Source organism: Olsenella profusa DSM 13989, assembly GCF_030811115.1.
Taxonomy (GTDB): domain Bacteria; phylum Actinomycetota; class Coriobacteriia; order Coriobacteriales; family Atopobiaceae; genus Olsenella_F; species Olsenella_F profusa.
Map to the genome: position 1 here is coordinate 878,308 of NZ_JAUSQK010000001.1, position 14,856 is coordinate 893,163.

Below are 14,856 nucleotides of genomic sequence, written 5' to 3' on the forward strand. Positions count from 1 at the left end.
TTCGTTCCCATAGGGACTCCAAACCTACCTTCTAAAATGGTCGATCCATAGTGTATGCTAAAAACAGAGCATTTTAGGATGACAAAATCTTTGGCAGGTGGCGTCCCACATCACAAAGTAAGGTGAGAGGTACTGGACTCGTGCGCGAATGGAGGAGGGCAGGGTGTCCCAGGTTCGACAGGAGACATGGACCGTGAGGCGCATGCTCGAGTGGTGCGTGGGATACCTGGAGGGGCATGGTGACGAGCACCCGCGGCTCTCCGCCGAGTGGCTCGTCTCCGATGCCACGGGCCTCTCCCGCGTGGAGATCTACACCAACTTCGACCGGCCCCTTTCCCAGCAGGAGCTGTCTGCCATGCACGACGCCGTGCTGCGGCGCGGCGCGGGCGAGCCGCTGCAATACGTGACGGGCGAGATGCCCTTCCGCCACATCGTGCTGCGCTGCGAGCGCGGCGTGCTCATCCCGCGTCCCGAGACGGAGGTGCTCGTGGACGCGGCGCTCGAGGGCGTGGATGGCGCGGTGGCTGCCGGCCATGCGGCCCAGGTGCTCGAGGTGGGCGTGGGAACCGGCTGCATCAGCTGCTCTGTGGCATCGGAGCGTCCGGGCACGCACGTGACGGCCACGGACCTCTCGCCTGCAGCCGTGGGCCTGGCGGAGCGCAACCGCGACGCCCTGGGCCTTACGCGCGTCATCGACCTCGTCGAATGCGACCTGGCGTCGGGCGTCAGCCCAGAGCTCATGGGCACCTTTGACGTGCTCGTCTCCAACCCGCCCTACATCCCCAGCGCCGTGGTGGCCACGCTGCCCCATGAGGTCGTGGGCCATGAGCCCGGACTGGCGCTTGATGGCGGAGACGACGGGCTCGATGTGCTCCGTCGCCTGCTCGAGCTCGCCCCACGGACGCTGCGGCCGGGTGGCATGCTCTGCTGCGAGCTCTTCGAGACCACCGTGGAGACGGCGGCCGAGCTCTGTCGGGCCCAGGGTGGCTGGGCGACGGTCGAGGTGCGCGAGGACCTCACGCGACGGCCGCGCGTGCTCGTGGCCGTGCGCGAGGGAAGCCTCGCCGAGGGGGGAGCGCTCGTGAGGCCCGACAGGATCATGGCCGTCGACCAGGGCGCGCCCAACCCCGGCCTCGTGCGTGACGTCGCGCGGCTGCTGGTGGGTGGCGGCGTGGTGGTCATGCCCACGGACTCCGTGTACGGCATAGGCTGCGCGGCCATGCCCCACAACCCCGGCCTGGGACGCGTCTTCGCCATCAAGCGGCGCGACCTCGGCCAGACGCTGCCCTGGCTGGTGGCCGACCCCAGCGACCTCATGCTCTACGGCGCGGACGTGCCCGCAGGGGCCCAGCTGCTGGCACGGGAGCTCTGGCCGGGGGCGCTTACGCTCGTGGTCAGGGCGGGTCCGCTCGTGCCGGCGGAGTACGCGCGTGGGGGGACCATCGCCCTGCGCTGCCCCGACTCGAGCCTCGTGCGCGCCCTTGCGCGCGAGGTGGGGGTTCCCCTGGCCGTCACCAGCGCGAACACACATGGCGAGGCCTCGGCGACGAGTGGCGCCACCGTGGAGGGACGCCTGGTGGAGGAGGCCGACCTCACGCTCGACGGGGGCCCTGCCCCCCTTGCCGTGGCATCGACCATCGTGGACTGCACGGGCGCGGAGCCGCGCATCCTGCGCGAGGGGGCCATCTCCCCGGCACGGATCCGCTCCGCCCTCGCCCAGGCGTAGCGCGCGTCGCCTTCAGATTGAGTCGTATGCAAAATCCTAGGCCTTCCAGGTAGGCAATGGAGATGCCCTATCTCATCTACCTGCGATGATGCCGGCGGCCCTCCTCTGTCTCCCGCCAAGAGTTGCGTACGACTCGAACTGGTGCGGGCCGAATCGGGCCCTGACCGTTCGGGGCCGCCGTGGGGCCCCGCCCTGGCGCTGGCCGTGCCCTGCCCTATACTTGTCACAGGCACCAGAGGTTGACCAGCACCAGGGCAGGGGGAGCGGCATGAGAATCGCCATTGCGTCCGATCACGGTGGCTTCGAGCAGAAGGGGCCCCTCGCCGAGCATATCGAGTCCCTCGGCCACGAGGTCATGGACATGGGGCCCACCACGGACGCCCGCTGCGACTATCCCGACTACGCCGACAAGGTCGCGCGCCATGTGGCCGCTGGCAAGGCCGACCGCGGCGTCCTCATCTGCGGCACGGGCATCGGCATGGCGCTTGCCGCCGACAAGGTGCCCGGCATACGTGCCGCCAACATCCAGACGCCCCAGTTCGCCGAGCTCTTCCGCGAGCACAACGACGGCAACGTGCTGTGCCTGTCGGGCCGCTTCACGTCGCTTGCGACGAACGAGGAGATCGTGGACGTCTTCCTCACCCAGGAATGGGCGGGAGGGCGTCACACCCAGCGCGTCGAGAAGATCGCGCGCGAGGATGATCCCGGCTTCACGGGGGTGGGCGAGGACTTCGGGCTAAGCTGATACCCGAGCACTGTGGCAAGGGTTTCTGGACGGCCGGTCGGTCTTCCCGTATGCGAGGGGCAGAAGGGGCATCAACATGGACTTCGACACAACGCGCTTCACCATCATCGATCACCCGCTCGTGCAGCACAAGCTGCACATCCTGCGCGACAGGGACACGGGTACCAAGCAGTTCCGCGAGCTGGTCACCGAGCTCGCCATCTTCGAGGGCTACGAGGCCATGCGCGACTTCCCGCTCGAGGACGTCCAGGTGGAGACCCCGCTCGAGGTCACCACCTGCAAGCGCATCTCGGGCAAGAAGGTTGCCATCATCCCCATCCTGCGTGCCGGCCTGGGCATGGTTGATGGCCTGCTCTCCCTCGTCCCCTCCGCGCGCGTGGGACACGTGGGCATGTACCGCGATCCCGACACGCACGAGCCACACCAGTACTACTGCAAGTTCCCGCCCGACGTGGAGAGCCGCATCTGCCTCATCGTCGACCCCATGCTGGCGACGGGAGGCTCACTCACCGCGGCCATCAGGTTCCTGCGCGATGCCGGCGTCAAGGACATCCGCGCCCTCACGCTGGTGAGCGCCCCCGAGGGCGTGAAGGCGGTCCTGGACTTCGATTCGGACGTGCACCTGTACACCTGCGCGCTCGACCGTCAGCTCAACGAGAGCGCCTATATCCTGCCCGGCCTCGGTGACGCGGGCGATCGCATCTACGGCACCAAGTAGGGGTGCGCGGCGTGCCGCAACGTGTTGGTTCTGTGTCAATGCGGGATGTCCCTGATGTTCGTCCCGGATGGCCTCTGGCATGAAAAGGAGGGTGTAACTTGGCAGACGTGGTGGCCTTGCTTGCGGGTGCCCTAGTGGGGGGGTTGGGGCTTGCTCCTGTGTGCGTTCTGCTTGCGCAGGCGTGGGAGAAGAGTAAGATGCAGGGCGCGACCGTTGTTGCGGTGGGCGTCATGGCGATAGTGGTATCGTTCGCGGTCATGGTGCTGGCGGTCGTGGTCGTGCATGTGGTTGCAGGCGCCCTTGTGCCTGCGTTCGCATGTGCTATGGTCAGCGTGTTCCTGGCTGGCTTGGGAATACGTTCGGTCAAGGCCTCGCGCGCCATGCACGCTGGTGGCGCGAGCGAAGGGGATGACGGATAGTGGGAAGTGCGCTCATGGCAGCAGGTGCTGCCGACAGCCCCCTGGATCAGCTCGGCGGTGCGATGGACGAGCTGCTCGACAGCTTCAGCACCCATGTGCTCCAGGGCAACACCAACTTCGGCTTCACCAACTACATCTTCTGGATGCTGGTTGCCCTCACGCTCATGCTCGTCACCATCTTCGTGTTTCGTGCCAAGCAGAGGAGGAGCCTGGTTCCGCAGGGATTCTTCGTCAACGGCATGGAATGCCTCTTCGAGTTCATCCGTGATGACATGTGCAGGTCCATCCTGGGAGACACCTGGAAGAGGCACTACTCCTTCCTGGCGGCGCTCTTCCTCTTCATCGTCGCCAACAGCATCGTGGGCGTCATTCCCGGCTGCCATCCCGGGACCGGTTCCATCGGCGTGACGTCCGCGCTGGCCATCTGCTCGTTCGTCTACTTCATCGCCGTGGGCATCAAACGCATGGGTGTCCTGGGGTATCTCAAGAGCCTGGCTCCCGAGGGCATCCATGGCATCGCCGCCGCCCCCCTCTGGATCATCGAGGCCTTCTCGACGTTCCTGCGCCTCATCACCCTCGCCGTCCGACTCTTCTGCAACATGTTCGCCGGACACGTGGTCATGGGCGCCTTCGCCATCCTGGCGTCGCTCTTCTTCCAGCCCCTGCTGCAGCAGGTCTCCGTCATCGCCCTTGGCAATGCCGCGGCCTCCGTCTTCTGGATCCTGCTGCTCATCATCATCTACATGGTGGAGATCCTCGTGGGCGTCATTCAGGCATACGTCTTCACGCTGCTCTCGTCCGTCTACATCCAATTGGTCGAGAATGAGAGCGAGCCCGAGGAAGAGAAGGCTGTAGGCAAGTAGCATCTCATGTTTGGTGAACCGCGGGCATCCACGTCCGCAGTCGATGTGGTCACAAGGTCGCCTCAGCGAGGCGCGTGATGAAGGAGGAATCGTGGGAGTCATCGGATATGGTCTTGGTGTTATTGGTGCCGGCATCGGCATCGGTCTTTCTGCCTATGGCGCAACGACCGCAATGGCCCGTCAGCCCGAGATGCAAGGCCGTCTGTTCACTACCTTCATTCTTGGCTCCGCGTTCGTCGAGGCCCTGGCCCTTATCGGATTCGTCGTTTCGCTGATCGTCCATTAGGGCAGGCACTCGACGGAAACTGTGGGTTGGAGGATTTGATGGACAGGAACATGAAGGGGTTGGGGCGCGTGGGGGCGGCGGCGCTCGCATCCGCCGCGATGACGATGCAGTTCCCCACAGTGGCGCTCGCGGATTCTCCGAGTGGCACCGATCTGCTGCTACCCAAGCCCGCCGAGTTCGTTCCCGCGCTCATCGCCTTTCTCGTCATCTGGGCGGTTCTGGCCAAGTTCGCACTGCCCTCCATCGTCGAGATGATGGAGAAGCGCCAGCAGAAGATCCAGAACGACCTTGATGAGGCCCAGCAGGCCAAGGTCAAGGCGGTCGAGGAGCAGAAGGAGTACGAGGCGCGGATCGCCGAGGCCCATAGGCAGGCGGAGCGGATCATTGCCGACGCCAAGCGCGAGGCCGAGGAGGAGCGCTCCCGTGTGCTGGCAAAGGCGCAACGGGACGCAGCCGGGGTCATCGCCAAGGCACATGGCGCCGTAAGCTCCGAGCGCAAGAAGGCCATGATCGAGCTCTCGGGCCAGGTGGTCAACCTGTCCGTGGAGATTGCCAGCAAGATCATCGGCAACGACCTCAGTGAGGACGAGCAGCGCAGGCTCGCAGAGCGCTATCTCGCGGAAGTGAGCACACGAGATGACAGGTAACCGTAGCGACAATGGCAAGGTGGAGGCATATGCCCGCGCCCTCATCGAAGCGGGGCGCGGGGAGGACAGGGCCAACGCCGACCTCAGGCAGTGGGAGCATGCAAGCAAGTTCTCGCCGGAGGTCCTCGAGACCCTTGCCACCATGCGCGCAAGCGGAGACGACGCCCTCATCAGGGCCGTCTCCCGCCGCTACAAGGAGATACTCGACAGCGAGGACGAGACCGTCTCGGTGAGCGTCACCACGTCGGTCCCCATGGACGATGCCCTGCGCCAGAAGGCTATCGAAAAGACCAGCAGGGAGCTCGGGGCACCCGTCTACCTCATCGAGCATGTCGACCCCTCCATCCTCGGGGGCATTGTCATCGAGGCCCGCGGCAAGCGCCACGACGCATCCATCCGTGCGCAGCTTGCGCATATCCGCAAGCAGCTCGCCTCGACCTTCATCGGAAGTGATGAGCAGTGACAGAAGAGACTATCAGCTCGGCAAGGATCATGAGCACGCTCCAGCGGGAGCTTGCGAGCATTCGCTCCACCGTCGACCGTCAGGAGGCCTCGGTGGTCACCGAGGTGGGCGACGGCATCGCGCACATCAGTGGCCTCAAGAGCGCCATGGCGGGCGAGCTTTTGGAGTTCACCAGCTCCAGCACGGGCAACAGCGTGTATGGCCTCGCCCAGAACCTCGACGTGGACGAGGTCGGTGCCGTACTCTTTGGCGAGGTCGACTCGATCCGCGAGGGTGACGAGTGCCGCACCACCGGTCGCGTCATGGACATTCCGGTCGGCCGTGCCATGCTCGGACGCGTGGTGAACCCCCTCGGCCAGCCCATCGACGGCCTTGGTGCCATCGATGTGGACGGGCGCCGCCCCATCGAGTTCAAGGCGCCGGGCATCATGGAGCGCCAGCCCGTGTGCGAGCCCGTCCAGACGGGGCTTATGTCCATCGATGCCATGGTGCCCATCGGCCGTGGCCAGCGCGAGCTCATCATCGGCGATCGCAAGACGGGCAAGACGGCCATCGCCATCGACGCCATCGTCAACCAGCGCGATACCGACATGCTCTGCATCTACGTCGCCATCGGCCAGAAGGCCTCGACGGTCGCGGCCATCAGGGAGACCCTGGCCCGTCAGGACGTCCTGGACAAGACCATCATCGTTGCCGCGACGGCGGCCGACTCTGCACCGTTGCAGTACATCGCTCCCATGGCCGGCGCGGCCATCGGCGAGTACTTCATGTACAACGACGAGAACGGCCATCCTGCGGACGAGGCGCATCGTGGCGGTCACGTGCTGGTGGTCTACGACGACCTCTCCAAGCAGGCCGTCGCCTATCGTCAGATGTCACTGACGCTGCACCGCCCACCCGGGCGCGAGGCCTATCCCGGCGACATCTTCTACCTGCACTCTCGTCTGCTCGAGCGCGCCTGCAAGATGTCCGACGAGAACGGCGGCGGCTCGCTGACGGCCCTCCCGATCATCGAGACCCAGGAGGGCGATGTCTCGGCGTACATCCCCACCAACGTGATCTCCATCACCGACGGCCAGATCTACCTGCAGTCCAACCTCTTCTTCCAGGGGCAGAGGCCAGCCGTCGACGTGGGCATCTCGGTGTCGCGCGTCGGTGGTGCCGCGCAGCTTCCCGCCATGAAGCAGGTTGCCGGCACGCTGCGCCTCGACCTCGCCTCCTATCGCGAGAAGCAGGCGTTCGCACAGTTCGGCTCCGACCTCGATGCCACCACGCAGTACCAGCTCAACCATGGTGCGCACATGATGGAGATGCTCAAGCAGGGCAGGTACGCCGCGCTTGACGCCGCCGACCAGGCCATCGCCATCTACGCTGCCAAGGGCGACTTCCTCGATGACATCGACCTCGACCACGTCACGCTCTTCCGCGATAACCTGGCCAAGTACATGGCCGATAACCATCCGGGCGTGCGCAACCTGGTCATGGGGGGCAAGATCACGGACGAGCTGGGCGAGCGCATCAATCATCACGTCGCCTCCTTCAAGAAGGCCTTCCTGCAGGAGCATCCCAACCGGTCGACGGTTGCCGAAGTCGCCGCGACACCCGACAGCCTGGCGGCGGGCACAGACGCAAAGGGCCAGGAGTAGCGCCCGATGGCTAACCTTCGCGAAATACAGAGGCGCATGGGCTCCATCACGAGCACGATGCAGATCACCCGCACCATGCAGATGATCTCCACGGCGCGCATCCAGAAGGCGCTGGTCCGTGCGGAGGATGCCGCCCCCTACAAGGATGCCATCACCAACATGCTGGCGAACGTGGCGGCTGCGGGGTTCGACAGCTCGCAGCCTCTCCTGCGCACGTACGCCCAGGAGAGGCACGTGCTCTTCATCCTCGTGGCGTCAGACCGTGGGTTGGCCGGTGGGTTCAACATCCTCCAGCAGCGTGCGGTCGAGCGCGAGATGCGTGCCCTTGCCGCCAGGGGCGTCGCCTCCTCCATCATCACCTGCGGGCGCAAGCCTACGGAGTACTTCACCTACCGCAAGATCAAGCCCGTCCTCTCCTTCGAGGGCAGCTCCTCGGAGCCCACGCGAGACCAGGCGGCACGCATCGCCTCCTACGCGATGGACGGCTATGCCGCGGGCACCATCGACCGCGTGATGCTGCTGTACTGGCATGCCAAGAACCGCGTCGACCAGACGCAGGTCACCGAGCAGATCCTCCCCATCACCAAGGAACGCCTGCTCATGCCCAACCGTCCGCGCACGCCCGAGGCGATGGGCGAGGTGGGCAGGCATGCCTACACCGACTACGCCTTCGAGCCGTCGGCACACGAGGTGCTGGGATACCTCATGCCCGCCTACTTCAGGACGGTCATCTACCATGCGCTGCTCGACTCCGCCGCCGCAGAGCACGGGGCCCGACGCAGGGCCATGCAATCGGCGACGGACAACGCCAAGGAGGTGCTCTCGACCTTGGGTCGCACGTACAACCGCGAGCGCCAGGGCGCCATCACCACGGAGCTCAACGAGATCATCGGCGGCGCTTCCGCATTGGAGGACAACTAATGCCACAGACCATGGAAGAACAGCGCACCGCACTCGAGGAGGCGGCCTACAACCACCTCAACCACAGCGTGGGCAAGGGCAGGATCATCCGCATCGTGGGGCCCGTCGTCGACGTCAAGTTCGACTACGATGTGCCCGCCATCTATACGGCGCTCGTTGTCGACGACGACACGCCCGGCGGAAGGGCTCATGCCGTGCTCGAGGTCGAGTCGCAGCTTCCTGATGGCGTCGTGCGCACGGTCGCCATGTCATCCACGGACGGCCTGCAGCGGGGCCTCAGGGTGCGCGATACCGGCCGCCCCATGATGATGCCCGTCGGCCCCTCCACGCTCGGCCGCGTGTGGAACGTCATGGGCGAGCCCGTGGACGGGGGGAAGGTGCCGGACGACGTGCAGCACTATCCCATCCATCATCCCGCACCGGCATTCGAGGACCTCACCACCACGACCGAGATCTTCGAGACCGGCATCAAGGCCATCGACCTGCTTGAGCCCTACGTTCGCGGGGGCAAGACGGGCCTCTTCGGGGGTGCCGGCGTCGGTAAGACGGTGCTCATCCAGGAGCTCATCAACAACCTCGCCCAAGAGCATGGCGGCACCTCGGTGTTCACCGGCGTCGGCGAGCGTACGCGTGAGGGCACTGACCTCTACCTCGAGATGACCGAGTCCGGGGTCATCAACAAGACCTGTCTGGTCTACGGCCAGATGAACGAGCCGCCCGGGGCACGTCTGCGCGTGGGCCTCGCGGGCCTCACCACGGCCGAGTTCTTCCGCGACCAGGGGCAGGACGTGCTGCTCTTCATCGACAACATCTTCCGCTTCTCCCAGGCGGGCTCCGAGGTCTCCGCCCTCTTGGGCCGCATGCCCTCTGCCGTGGGCTACCAGCCGACGCTGGCCACCGAGATGGGAGACCTCCAGGAGCGCATCACCTCCACCAAGGAGGGGTCGATCACCTCGGTGCAGGCCGTCTACGTCCCCGCCGACGACCTCACCGACCCCGCTCCCGCCACCACCTTCACACACCTCGACGCGCAGACGGTGCTGTCCCGCTCGATTACCGAGCTGGGCATCTATCCCGCGGTCGATCCACTGGCAAGCTCTAGCTCCGCCCTCGACCCCTTGGTCGTCGGCGAGGAGCACTACCGCGTGGCCATGGCCGTGCAGCAGACGCTCCAGGAGTACTCCGACCTTCAGGACATCATCTCCATCCTGGGCATGGACGAGCTCTCCGAGGATCAGCAGCTCGTTGTCGCTCGCGCCCGCAAGATCCAGCAGTTCCTCTCGCAGTCGTTCCACGTGGCCGAGAAGTTCACGGGCAACCCCGGCGTGTACTGCTCCGTCGAGGAGACCGTCCGCTCCTTTGCCGCCATCATCGACGGCAAGTGCGATGACATCCCCGAACAGGCCTTCCGCTATGCCGGCACCATCGAGGACGTGCGCGAGCGCGCCCGCAGGATGGCCTCGGACGACAGCGGCGAGAAGTAGGGCGACGGCATGGCGGAGCTTACCTGTCAGTTCGTGCGCCCGGATCGGCTCCTCTTCGAGGGGCCCGTCCAGAGCCTGGTGCTGGTCACGGCCTCCGGCGAGCTGGGTGTGTGGCCCGGCCATGCGGCCGAGATCTGCGCGCTGGGCGATGGCGTCGTGCGTCTCAACCTGCGCGAGGAGGACGGTGGCGGCACCACCCACATCATCATCTCGGGCGGCTATGCCGAGATAGGCGGCGAGGAGGTCATCATCCTGGCCGACCATGCCCGGCGCTCCGATGACATCGAGCCCGACGTGGTGCGCGACACGCGCGAGGCCGCATTTGACGCGCGCGACGCCCTTCCCGAGCGTGACAGCCGCCGCGCGTATTACGATGAGAAGATCAAGTGGTGTAACCTGCTGCTGAAGCATGCGCAGGACACGGCGGTGACGCCTGACGCCTAGGGCGCCATGGGCTGGAGGACGGATGGAAGTCATTAGGGTCGAAGGTGGCCACCCCCTTGGGGGAGAGGTGATGGTGGAGGGCGCCAAGAACTCGGCGCTCAAGCTCATGGCGGCCACGCTCATGGCCCCGGGCGTCTCCACCCTCACCAACGTGCCTGACATCGCCGATGTCCATGTCATGGGCAAGGTGCTCACCTACATGGGCGCCTCCATCGAGGTGCTGGGCAAGCACGAGCTGCGGATCGACACCTCGGACGTCACGAGATGGGAGGCCCCCTATCACCTCGTGGCGCAGATGCGCGCCTCGACGGCGGTGCTCGGGCCGCTGCTCTCTCGCTTCGGCAAGGCCATCGTCGCCATGCCGGGCGGCTGCAACATCGGTGCCCGCAAGATAGACATGCACATCCTGGGCCTTGAGGCCTTAGGCGTCTCCTTCGGCATCGATCATGGCAACATCTATGCGACCACGCCCCAGGGGCTCACGGGTGCGACCGTCACGCTGGACTTCGCGAGCGTGGGAGCCACGGAGAACCTCATGATGGCCTCCGTGCACGCCAGGGGCGTCACCACCATCGACAACGCCGCCCGCGAGCCCGAGATCGTGGATCTCGCCAACCTCCTCAACGAGATGGGCGCCAAGGTGCGCGGGGCGGGCTCCCCCGTCATCGAGATCGAGGGCGTGGGAGCGCTCCATCCCGTGGAGCATCGAGTGGTGGGCGACCGCATCGAGGCCGGCACCTTCCTCGCCATGGGTGCCCTCGTCGGAGGGCCGATCACGATCCGCGGCTTCAAGCCCATCCACCTGGGGCTCGTCCTCAAGAAGTACGAGCTCATGGGCCTTTCCATCGACCGCCAGGACGATGGCTGCGTCGTGAGCCGCACGAGGCCCATTCACTCCGTCGACATCCAGACGCTGCCCTTCCCGGGCTTTCCCACCGACATGCAGGCGCAGACCATGTGCCTGCTCGCCCAGGGTGACGACTCCTGCGTCATCACCGAGAACGTCTTTGAGAATCGCTTCATGTTTGCCAGCGAGCTCTCGCGCATGGGCGCCAACGTCCGCATCGAGGGCCACCATGCCATCGTGCATGGCGTGCCACGCTTCTCTGGCGCGGAGGTCAAGTCGCCCGACCTGCGTGGTGGAGCGGCCCTGGTGATGGCGGGGCTGGTGGCGGATGGCTACACGACCGTCTCCGACATCTACCACATCGACCGTGGCTACGAGGGCTTTGTGGGCAAGCTCCAGTCGCTGGGCGCGCACGTCGAGCGGCTCACCGTCCCCGACGTCGAGGACGAGGCATAGCCGCTCTCGCAGGGATGAGTCGGCCCCGTCGGTTCGCGCATCCGTCGAATCGGGTATATCTAGGCCAACGAGCGTTCTGCAGTCGACCCCAGCGGAGGAACCATGCCACAGGCAACCGAAGGCGTTCACCATGATCTCACCATGGCCAACGAGGACTATCTCGAGTCAATCTACCGCATCACGCTTGAGACGGAAGACCCCGCCGGCATCCGCTCCGTGGACGTCGCCGACCAGCTCCAGGTCTCCAAGGCCAGCGTCAACAAGGCCATCTCGACGCTCAAGGACGGCGGCTACGTGGAGCAGAACCGCTATGGCCGCGTGATGCTCACGCCCGCGGGCCGCGAGTACGCCGCGCATGTCTGGCGCTGCCACCGCATGCTGCGCACCTTCCTCAACAGGGACCTTGGCGTGGACTATGACACCGCCGACGCCGAGGCGTGCCTCATGGAGCATGCCCTCTCGTATGACACGCAGCGCAGGTGGCTGACGTACCTGGAGGGGCAGGGCATCACCATAGACGACTAGGCCGCGCCGCTCTCCGTACCGTCCCGTTCGGGAGAGTCGGTTGGCGTGACGCATGCCAGACGGGTATGCTGAAGGCCCTGGCGCATGCCCGTGCGTTGGCAACGCGTGACACGAAAGGACAACCCATGAAGGCAGTCATTCCCGCAGCTGGCCTTGGGACGCGATTCCTCCCTGCCACCAAGGTGACCCCCAAGGAGCTTCTTCCCATCCTCAGCAAGCCCGTCATCCAGTATGTGGTGGAAGAGGCCCTCGAGCCCGATGGGGTCGACGGGGTCGTCATCGTCAACTCGCGCGAGAAGCCGCAGATAGAATCATACTTTCGTGTGGATGGTGGCTACGAGGACATGCTGCGCAACCGGGGCAAGGACGCCGAGGCGGACGCCATACACGATGCCGGCTCGCTCCCGGTGAGCTTCGTCTACCAGGATCAGCCCAAGGGCCTGGGGCATGCCGTGCTCTGCGCCGCGGGCGAGACGGGGGCCGACCCCTTCTTCGTGCTTCTGGGGGACTACTTCGTGCCCGATCGCCAGATGTGCGTCAACATGAAGCGCGTCTCCGACGCGCATGGGGGCGCCTCCGTCATCGCGGTCGCCCCCGTTCCCGCCGACCAGGTGAGCCGCTATGGCATCATCGCCGGCACCCGTGTGGAGTCCCTGCCCGATGCGCACCCCGAGGACGACGAGCGGGAGGGTGCCGTCTGGAAGGTCTCGGGCCTGGTCGAGAAGCCCGCACCACGGGACGCGCCCAGCCACCTCTTCATCGTCGGCCGCTACCTGCTCTCGCCCCGCGTCATGGAGCTTCTCGAAACCCAGGGCGTTGGTGCCGGTGGGGAGATTCAGCTCACCGATGCCATGGAGCGCCTGCTTGAGGAGGAGGACATGTATGCCCTGGTCGTCGATCCCGACGAGGGCTGCGATACGGGTACGCCCGCTGCCTGGGCTGCCGTGAATGCCCGACTCGCCCTTGCCGATGACGCGTCGCGCGCACCCTTCTGGGAGGCGCTGGGTTCCTGCGCCTCCCAGCTGTGTGGGTAGGCGTCTCGCCCCATGAGCTTCATCACCTTTGACACCAGCGGGTGGCATGCCCGGTTTGATGACGGCTTCGACGAGGCTAACGTCTCCTCCATCGCGGCGGCCCTCGCGCGCACCTGGCGTGAGGGGGCTCCGGGCGCGAGCGTCGTCGTGGGATATGACGGCAGGCACCAGGGGCGTCCGTTCGCGGAGCTGGTCGCCTCCATCCTTGCGGGGGAGGGTGTTGGCGCCCAGCTGTCCCAGGCCCCCTGCCCCCTGCCCGCCCTCTCATGGGCGATAGCACACGATGAGGCGCTTGCGGGTGGCGTGCTGGTGGGCACCGCCGACGCCCCCTGCGAGCACAGCGCGATCCATGTGCTCGGGCCCGATGGATCCACCGTCTCCACCGGCTTCGCCGAGCAGGTCGACCGCCTGGCCGGCATAGCCGAGCCGATGACGTTGGGCGCGTATGGCCTGCGCGACGTCACCACGCCCTATCAGGATGCCTTGACGGCGGAGTTCGTGCCCGACGCGGGATACGCTGGGCTCACCGTCGTCGTTGACCCCCTGCACGGCGTGGGCGGGCCCGCACTTGTGGGTGCCCTCGGTCATCTGGGCGTGCGCGTGCGCTCCCTGCACATGGAGGTGCGCGAGGACTTTGGTGGCCTGCACCCCGTGGCGGCCGATCCCTGGGCCGATGGGTGCGAGGAGCTGGTGCGGCAGAGCCATGCCGACATGGGCATCGTGCTCGACAGCGTTGCCATGAGGTCTGCCGTCGTCGACGAGCTGGGCCATCTCATCTCGCCCCAGCGCATGGTCCCCCTGGTCATCTCGCATCTGGTGCGCAACCGTTGCCAGCGCGGGCGCGTCGTCACCACCATGTCCAGCTCGTGCTCCGTGCGCCTCATGGCGCAGCGCCTCGGCCTGCCGTTCACGCCCGTCCCCGTCGGCTTCTCGCGCATGCATGCGGAGATGGCCGATGGCGACGTGATGCTTGCCGGCGAGGAGTATGGTGGCGTCAGCATCCCACGCCACCTCACCGAACGCGATGGCATATACGGCGCCCTGCTGCTCGTGGAGCTGGTACGCCAGTCGGGAAGGCCCCTCAGTCGGCTTGCCAGGGAGCTGGACGACCTCATCGGCCACAGGGACTATGGGCGTCGTGACATCAGGCTCGAGGTTGCCAAGGTGCAGGCCTTCGCGAACGTGCTGCAGGGTGTCAACCCTCGTGAGCTGTGCGGCAGGCAGGTCGTCAGGACCTCCCATGCCGAGGGCCTGAAGGTGGACTTCGAGGACGACTCCTGGCTCATGCTGCGCCCCTCACGGGAGCAGCCACTCATGCGCATCTACGCCGAGGCCCCCACCACGCGCGAGCGCGATGAGCTCATGGACGAGGCCTCCGCCATCGTCCGTGGTGGCTACAAGGCATACCTACAACAGTAGGCTGCGACCTGCCTGTCGAACGGCCTAGGGAATAGGCCAACGGAAGGAGTTGTGTCCGTCTTATGGAGGGGTTGGGTGACCCTTGAGCGGGGTGGGCGGAAGCGTATTATTTCTTTTCGCGCCGCACGGGAGCAGTGGGCGAACGGTGGCGCGGCGAACCTTGAAAACCGGATACCGCGATCGAAAGATCGACAAGAGACAGCAGAGCGAAGT

General features: G+C 65.9%; 16 protein-coding genes. All 16 read left to right on the forward strand.

Going from position 1 to position 14,856, the window contains the following annotated elements; genetic code table 11:
* The first annotated feature begins 163 nt into the window (after nt 1–163).
* The 16 genes from prmC to J2S71_RS04065 all read left to right on the forward strand — a co-directional run bounded on the left by prmC (nt 164) and on the right by J2S71_RS04065 (nt 14,643).
* A complete protein-coding gene (gene prmC / locus J2S71_RS03990; RefSeq protein ID WP_307388923.1) occupies nt 164–1,726 on the forward strand; it encodes a peptide chain release factor N(5)-glutamine methyltransferase in 1,563 nt (520 codons plus the stop codon).
* 268 nt (nt 1,727–1,994) lie between these two features.
* Nucleotides 1,995–2,471, forward strand: a complete 477-nt coding sequence (gene rpiB, locus J2S71_RS03995) for a ribose 5-phosphate isomerase B (protein ID WP_307388925.1) — start codon at nt 1,995–1,997, stop codon at nt 2,469–2,471.
* Nucleotides 2,472–2,547: 76 nt separating this feature from the next.
* A complete protein-coding gene (upp, locus tag J2S71_RS04000) occupies nt 2,548–3,189 on the forward strand; it encodes a uracil phosphoribosyltransferase (RefSeq protein WP_021725665.1) in 642 nt (213 codons plus the stop codon).
* Nucleotides 3,190–3,287: 98 nt separating this feature from the next.
* A complete protein-coding gene (locus tag J2S71_RS04005) occupies nt 3,288–3,608 on the forward strand; it encodes a hypothetical protein (RefSeq protein ID WP_021725667.1) in 321 nt (106 codons plus the stop codon).
* A 14-nt stretch (nt 3,609–3,622) separates the two neighbouring features.
* Nucleotides 3,623–4,471, forward strand: coding sequence for a F0F1 ATP synthase subunit A (gene atpB / locus J2S71_RS04010; protein ID WP_040651331.1), 849 nt, complete (start codon nt 3,623–3,625; stop codon nt 4,469–4,471).
* 91 nt (nt 4,472–4,562) lie between these two features.
* On the forward strand, nt 4,563–4,757 hold the full coding sequence (atpE, locus tag J2S71_RS04015) for an ATP synthase F0 subunit C (protein WP_021725660.1): 195 nt from the start codon (nt 4,563–4,565) through the stop codon (nt 4,755–4,757).
* A gap of 38 nt (nt 4,758–4,795) precedes the next feature.
* On the forward strand, nt 4,796–5,404 hold the full coding sequence (gene atpF, locus J2S71_RS04020) for a F0F1 ATP synthase subunit B (RefSeq protein ID WP_307388928.1): 609 nt from the start codon (nt 4,796–4,798) through the stop codon (nt 5,402–5,404).
* Nucleotides 5,394–5,867 (forward strand): F0F1 ATP synthase subunit delta, encoded by a 474-nt coding sequence (locus tag J2S71_RS04025; protein WP_021725659.1) that lies wholly within the window; start codon nt 5,394–5,396, stop codon nt 5,865–5,867. Before atpF ends, J2S71_RS04025 begins: the two co-directional genes overlap by 11 nt.
* Nucleotides 5,868–5,896: 29 nt before the next feature.
* Nucleotides 5,897–7,513, forward strand: coding sequence for a F0F1 ATP synthase subunit alpha (gene atpA, locus J2S71_RS04030; protein ID WP_370873203.1), 1,617 nt, complete (start codon nt 5,897–5,899; stop codon nt 7,511–7,513).
* A 6-nt stretch (nt 7,514–7,519) separates the two neighbouring features.
* The gene (atpG, locus tag J2S71_RS04035) at nt 7,520–8,434 is read left to right on the forward strand and encodes an ATP synthase F1 subunit gamma (RefSeq protein WP_307388932.1); all 915 of its coding nucleotides are present in this window, start codon (nt 7,520–7,522) and stop codon (nt 8,432–8,434) included.
* Between the two features lie 11 nt (nt 8,435–8,445).
* The gene (gene atpD, locus J2S71_RS04040) at nt 8,446–9,918 is read left to right on the forward strand and encodes a F0F1 ATP synthase subunit beta (protein ID WP_307388934.1); all 1,473 of its coding nucleotides are present in this window, start codon (nt 8,446–8,448) and stop codon (nt 9,916–9,918) included.
* A gap of 9 nt (nt 9,919–9,927) precedes the next feature.
* The gene (atpC, locus tag J2S71_RS04045) at nt 9,928–10,362 is read left to right on the forward strand and encodes an ATP synthase F1 subunit epsilon (protein WP_021725650.1); all 435 of its coding nucleotides are present in this window, start codon (nt 9,928–9,930) and stop codon (nt 10,360–10,362) included.
* A gap of 22 nt (nt 10,363–10,384) precedes the next feature.
* Nucleotides 10,385–11,665, forward strand: coding sequence for a UDP-N-acetylglucosamine 1-carboxyvinyltransferase (gene murA / locus J2S71_RS04050; RefSeq protein ID WP_021725666.1), 1,281 nt, complete (start codon nt 10,385–10,387; stop codon nt 11,663–11,665).
* A 102-nt stretch (nt 11,666–11,767) separates the two neighbouring features.
* The gene (locus J2S71_RS04055) at nt 11,768–12,190 is read left to right on the forward strand and encodes a metal-dependent transcriptional regulator (RefSeq protein WP_307388936.1); all 423 of its coding nucleotides are present in this window, start codon (nt 11,768–11,770) and stop codon (nt 12,188–12,190) included.
* 125 nt (nt 12,191–12,315) lie between these two features.
* Nucleotides 12,316–13,224 (forward strand): UTP--glucose-1-phosphate uridylyltransferase, encoded by a 909-nt coding sequence (locus tag J2S71_RS04060; protein WP_307388938.1) that lies wholly within the window; start codon nt 12,316–12,318, stop codon nt 13,222–13,224.
* 12 nt (nt 13,225–13,236) lie between these two features.
* Nucleotides 13,237–14,643: a phosphohexomutase domain-containing protein gene (locus J2S71_RS04065; RefSeq protein ID WP_307388940.1), complete on the forward strand. Its 1,407-nt coding sequence runs from the start codon at nt 13,237–13,239 to the stop codon at nt 14,641–14,643.
* Nucleotides 14,644–14,856 lie beyond the last annotated feature (213 nt).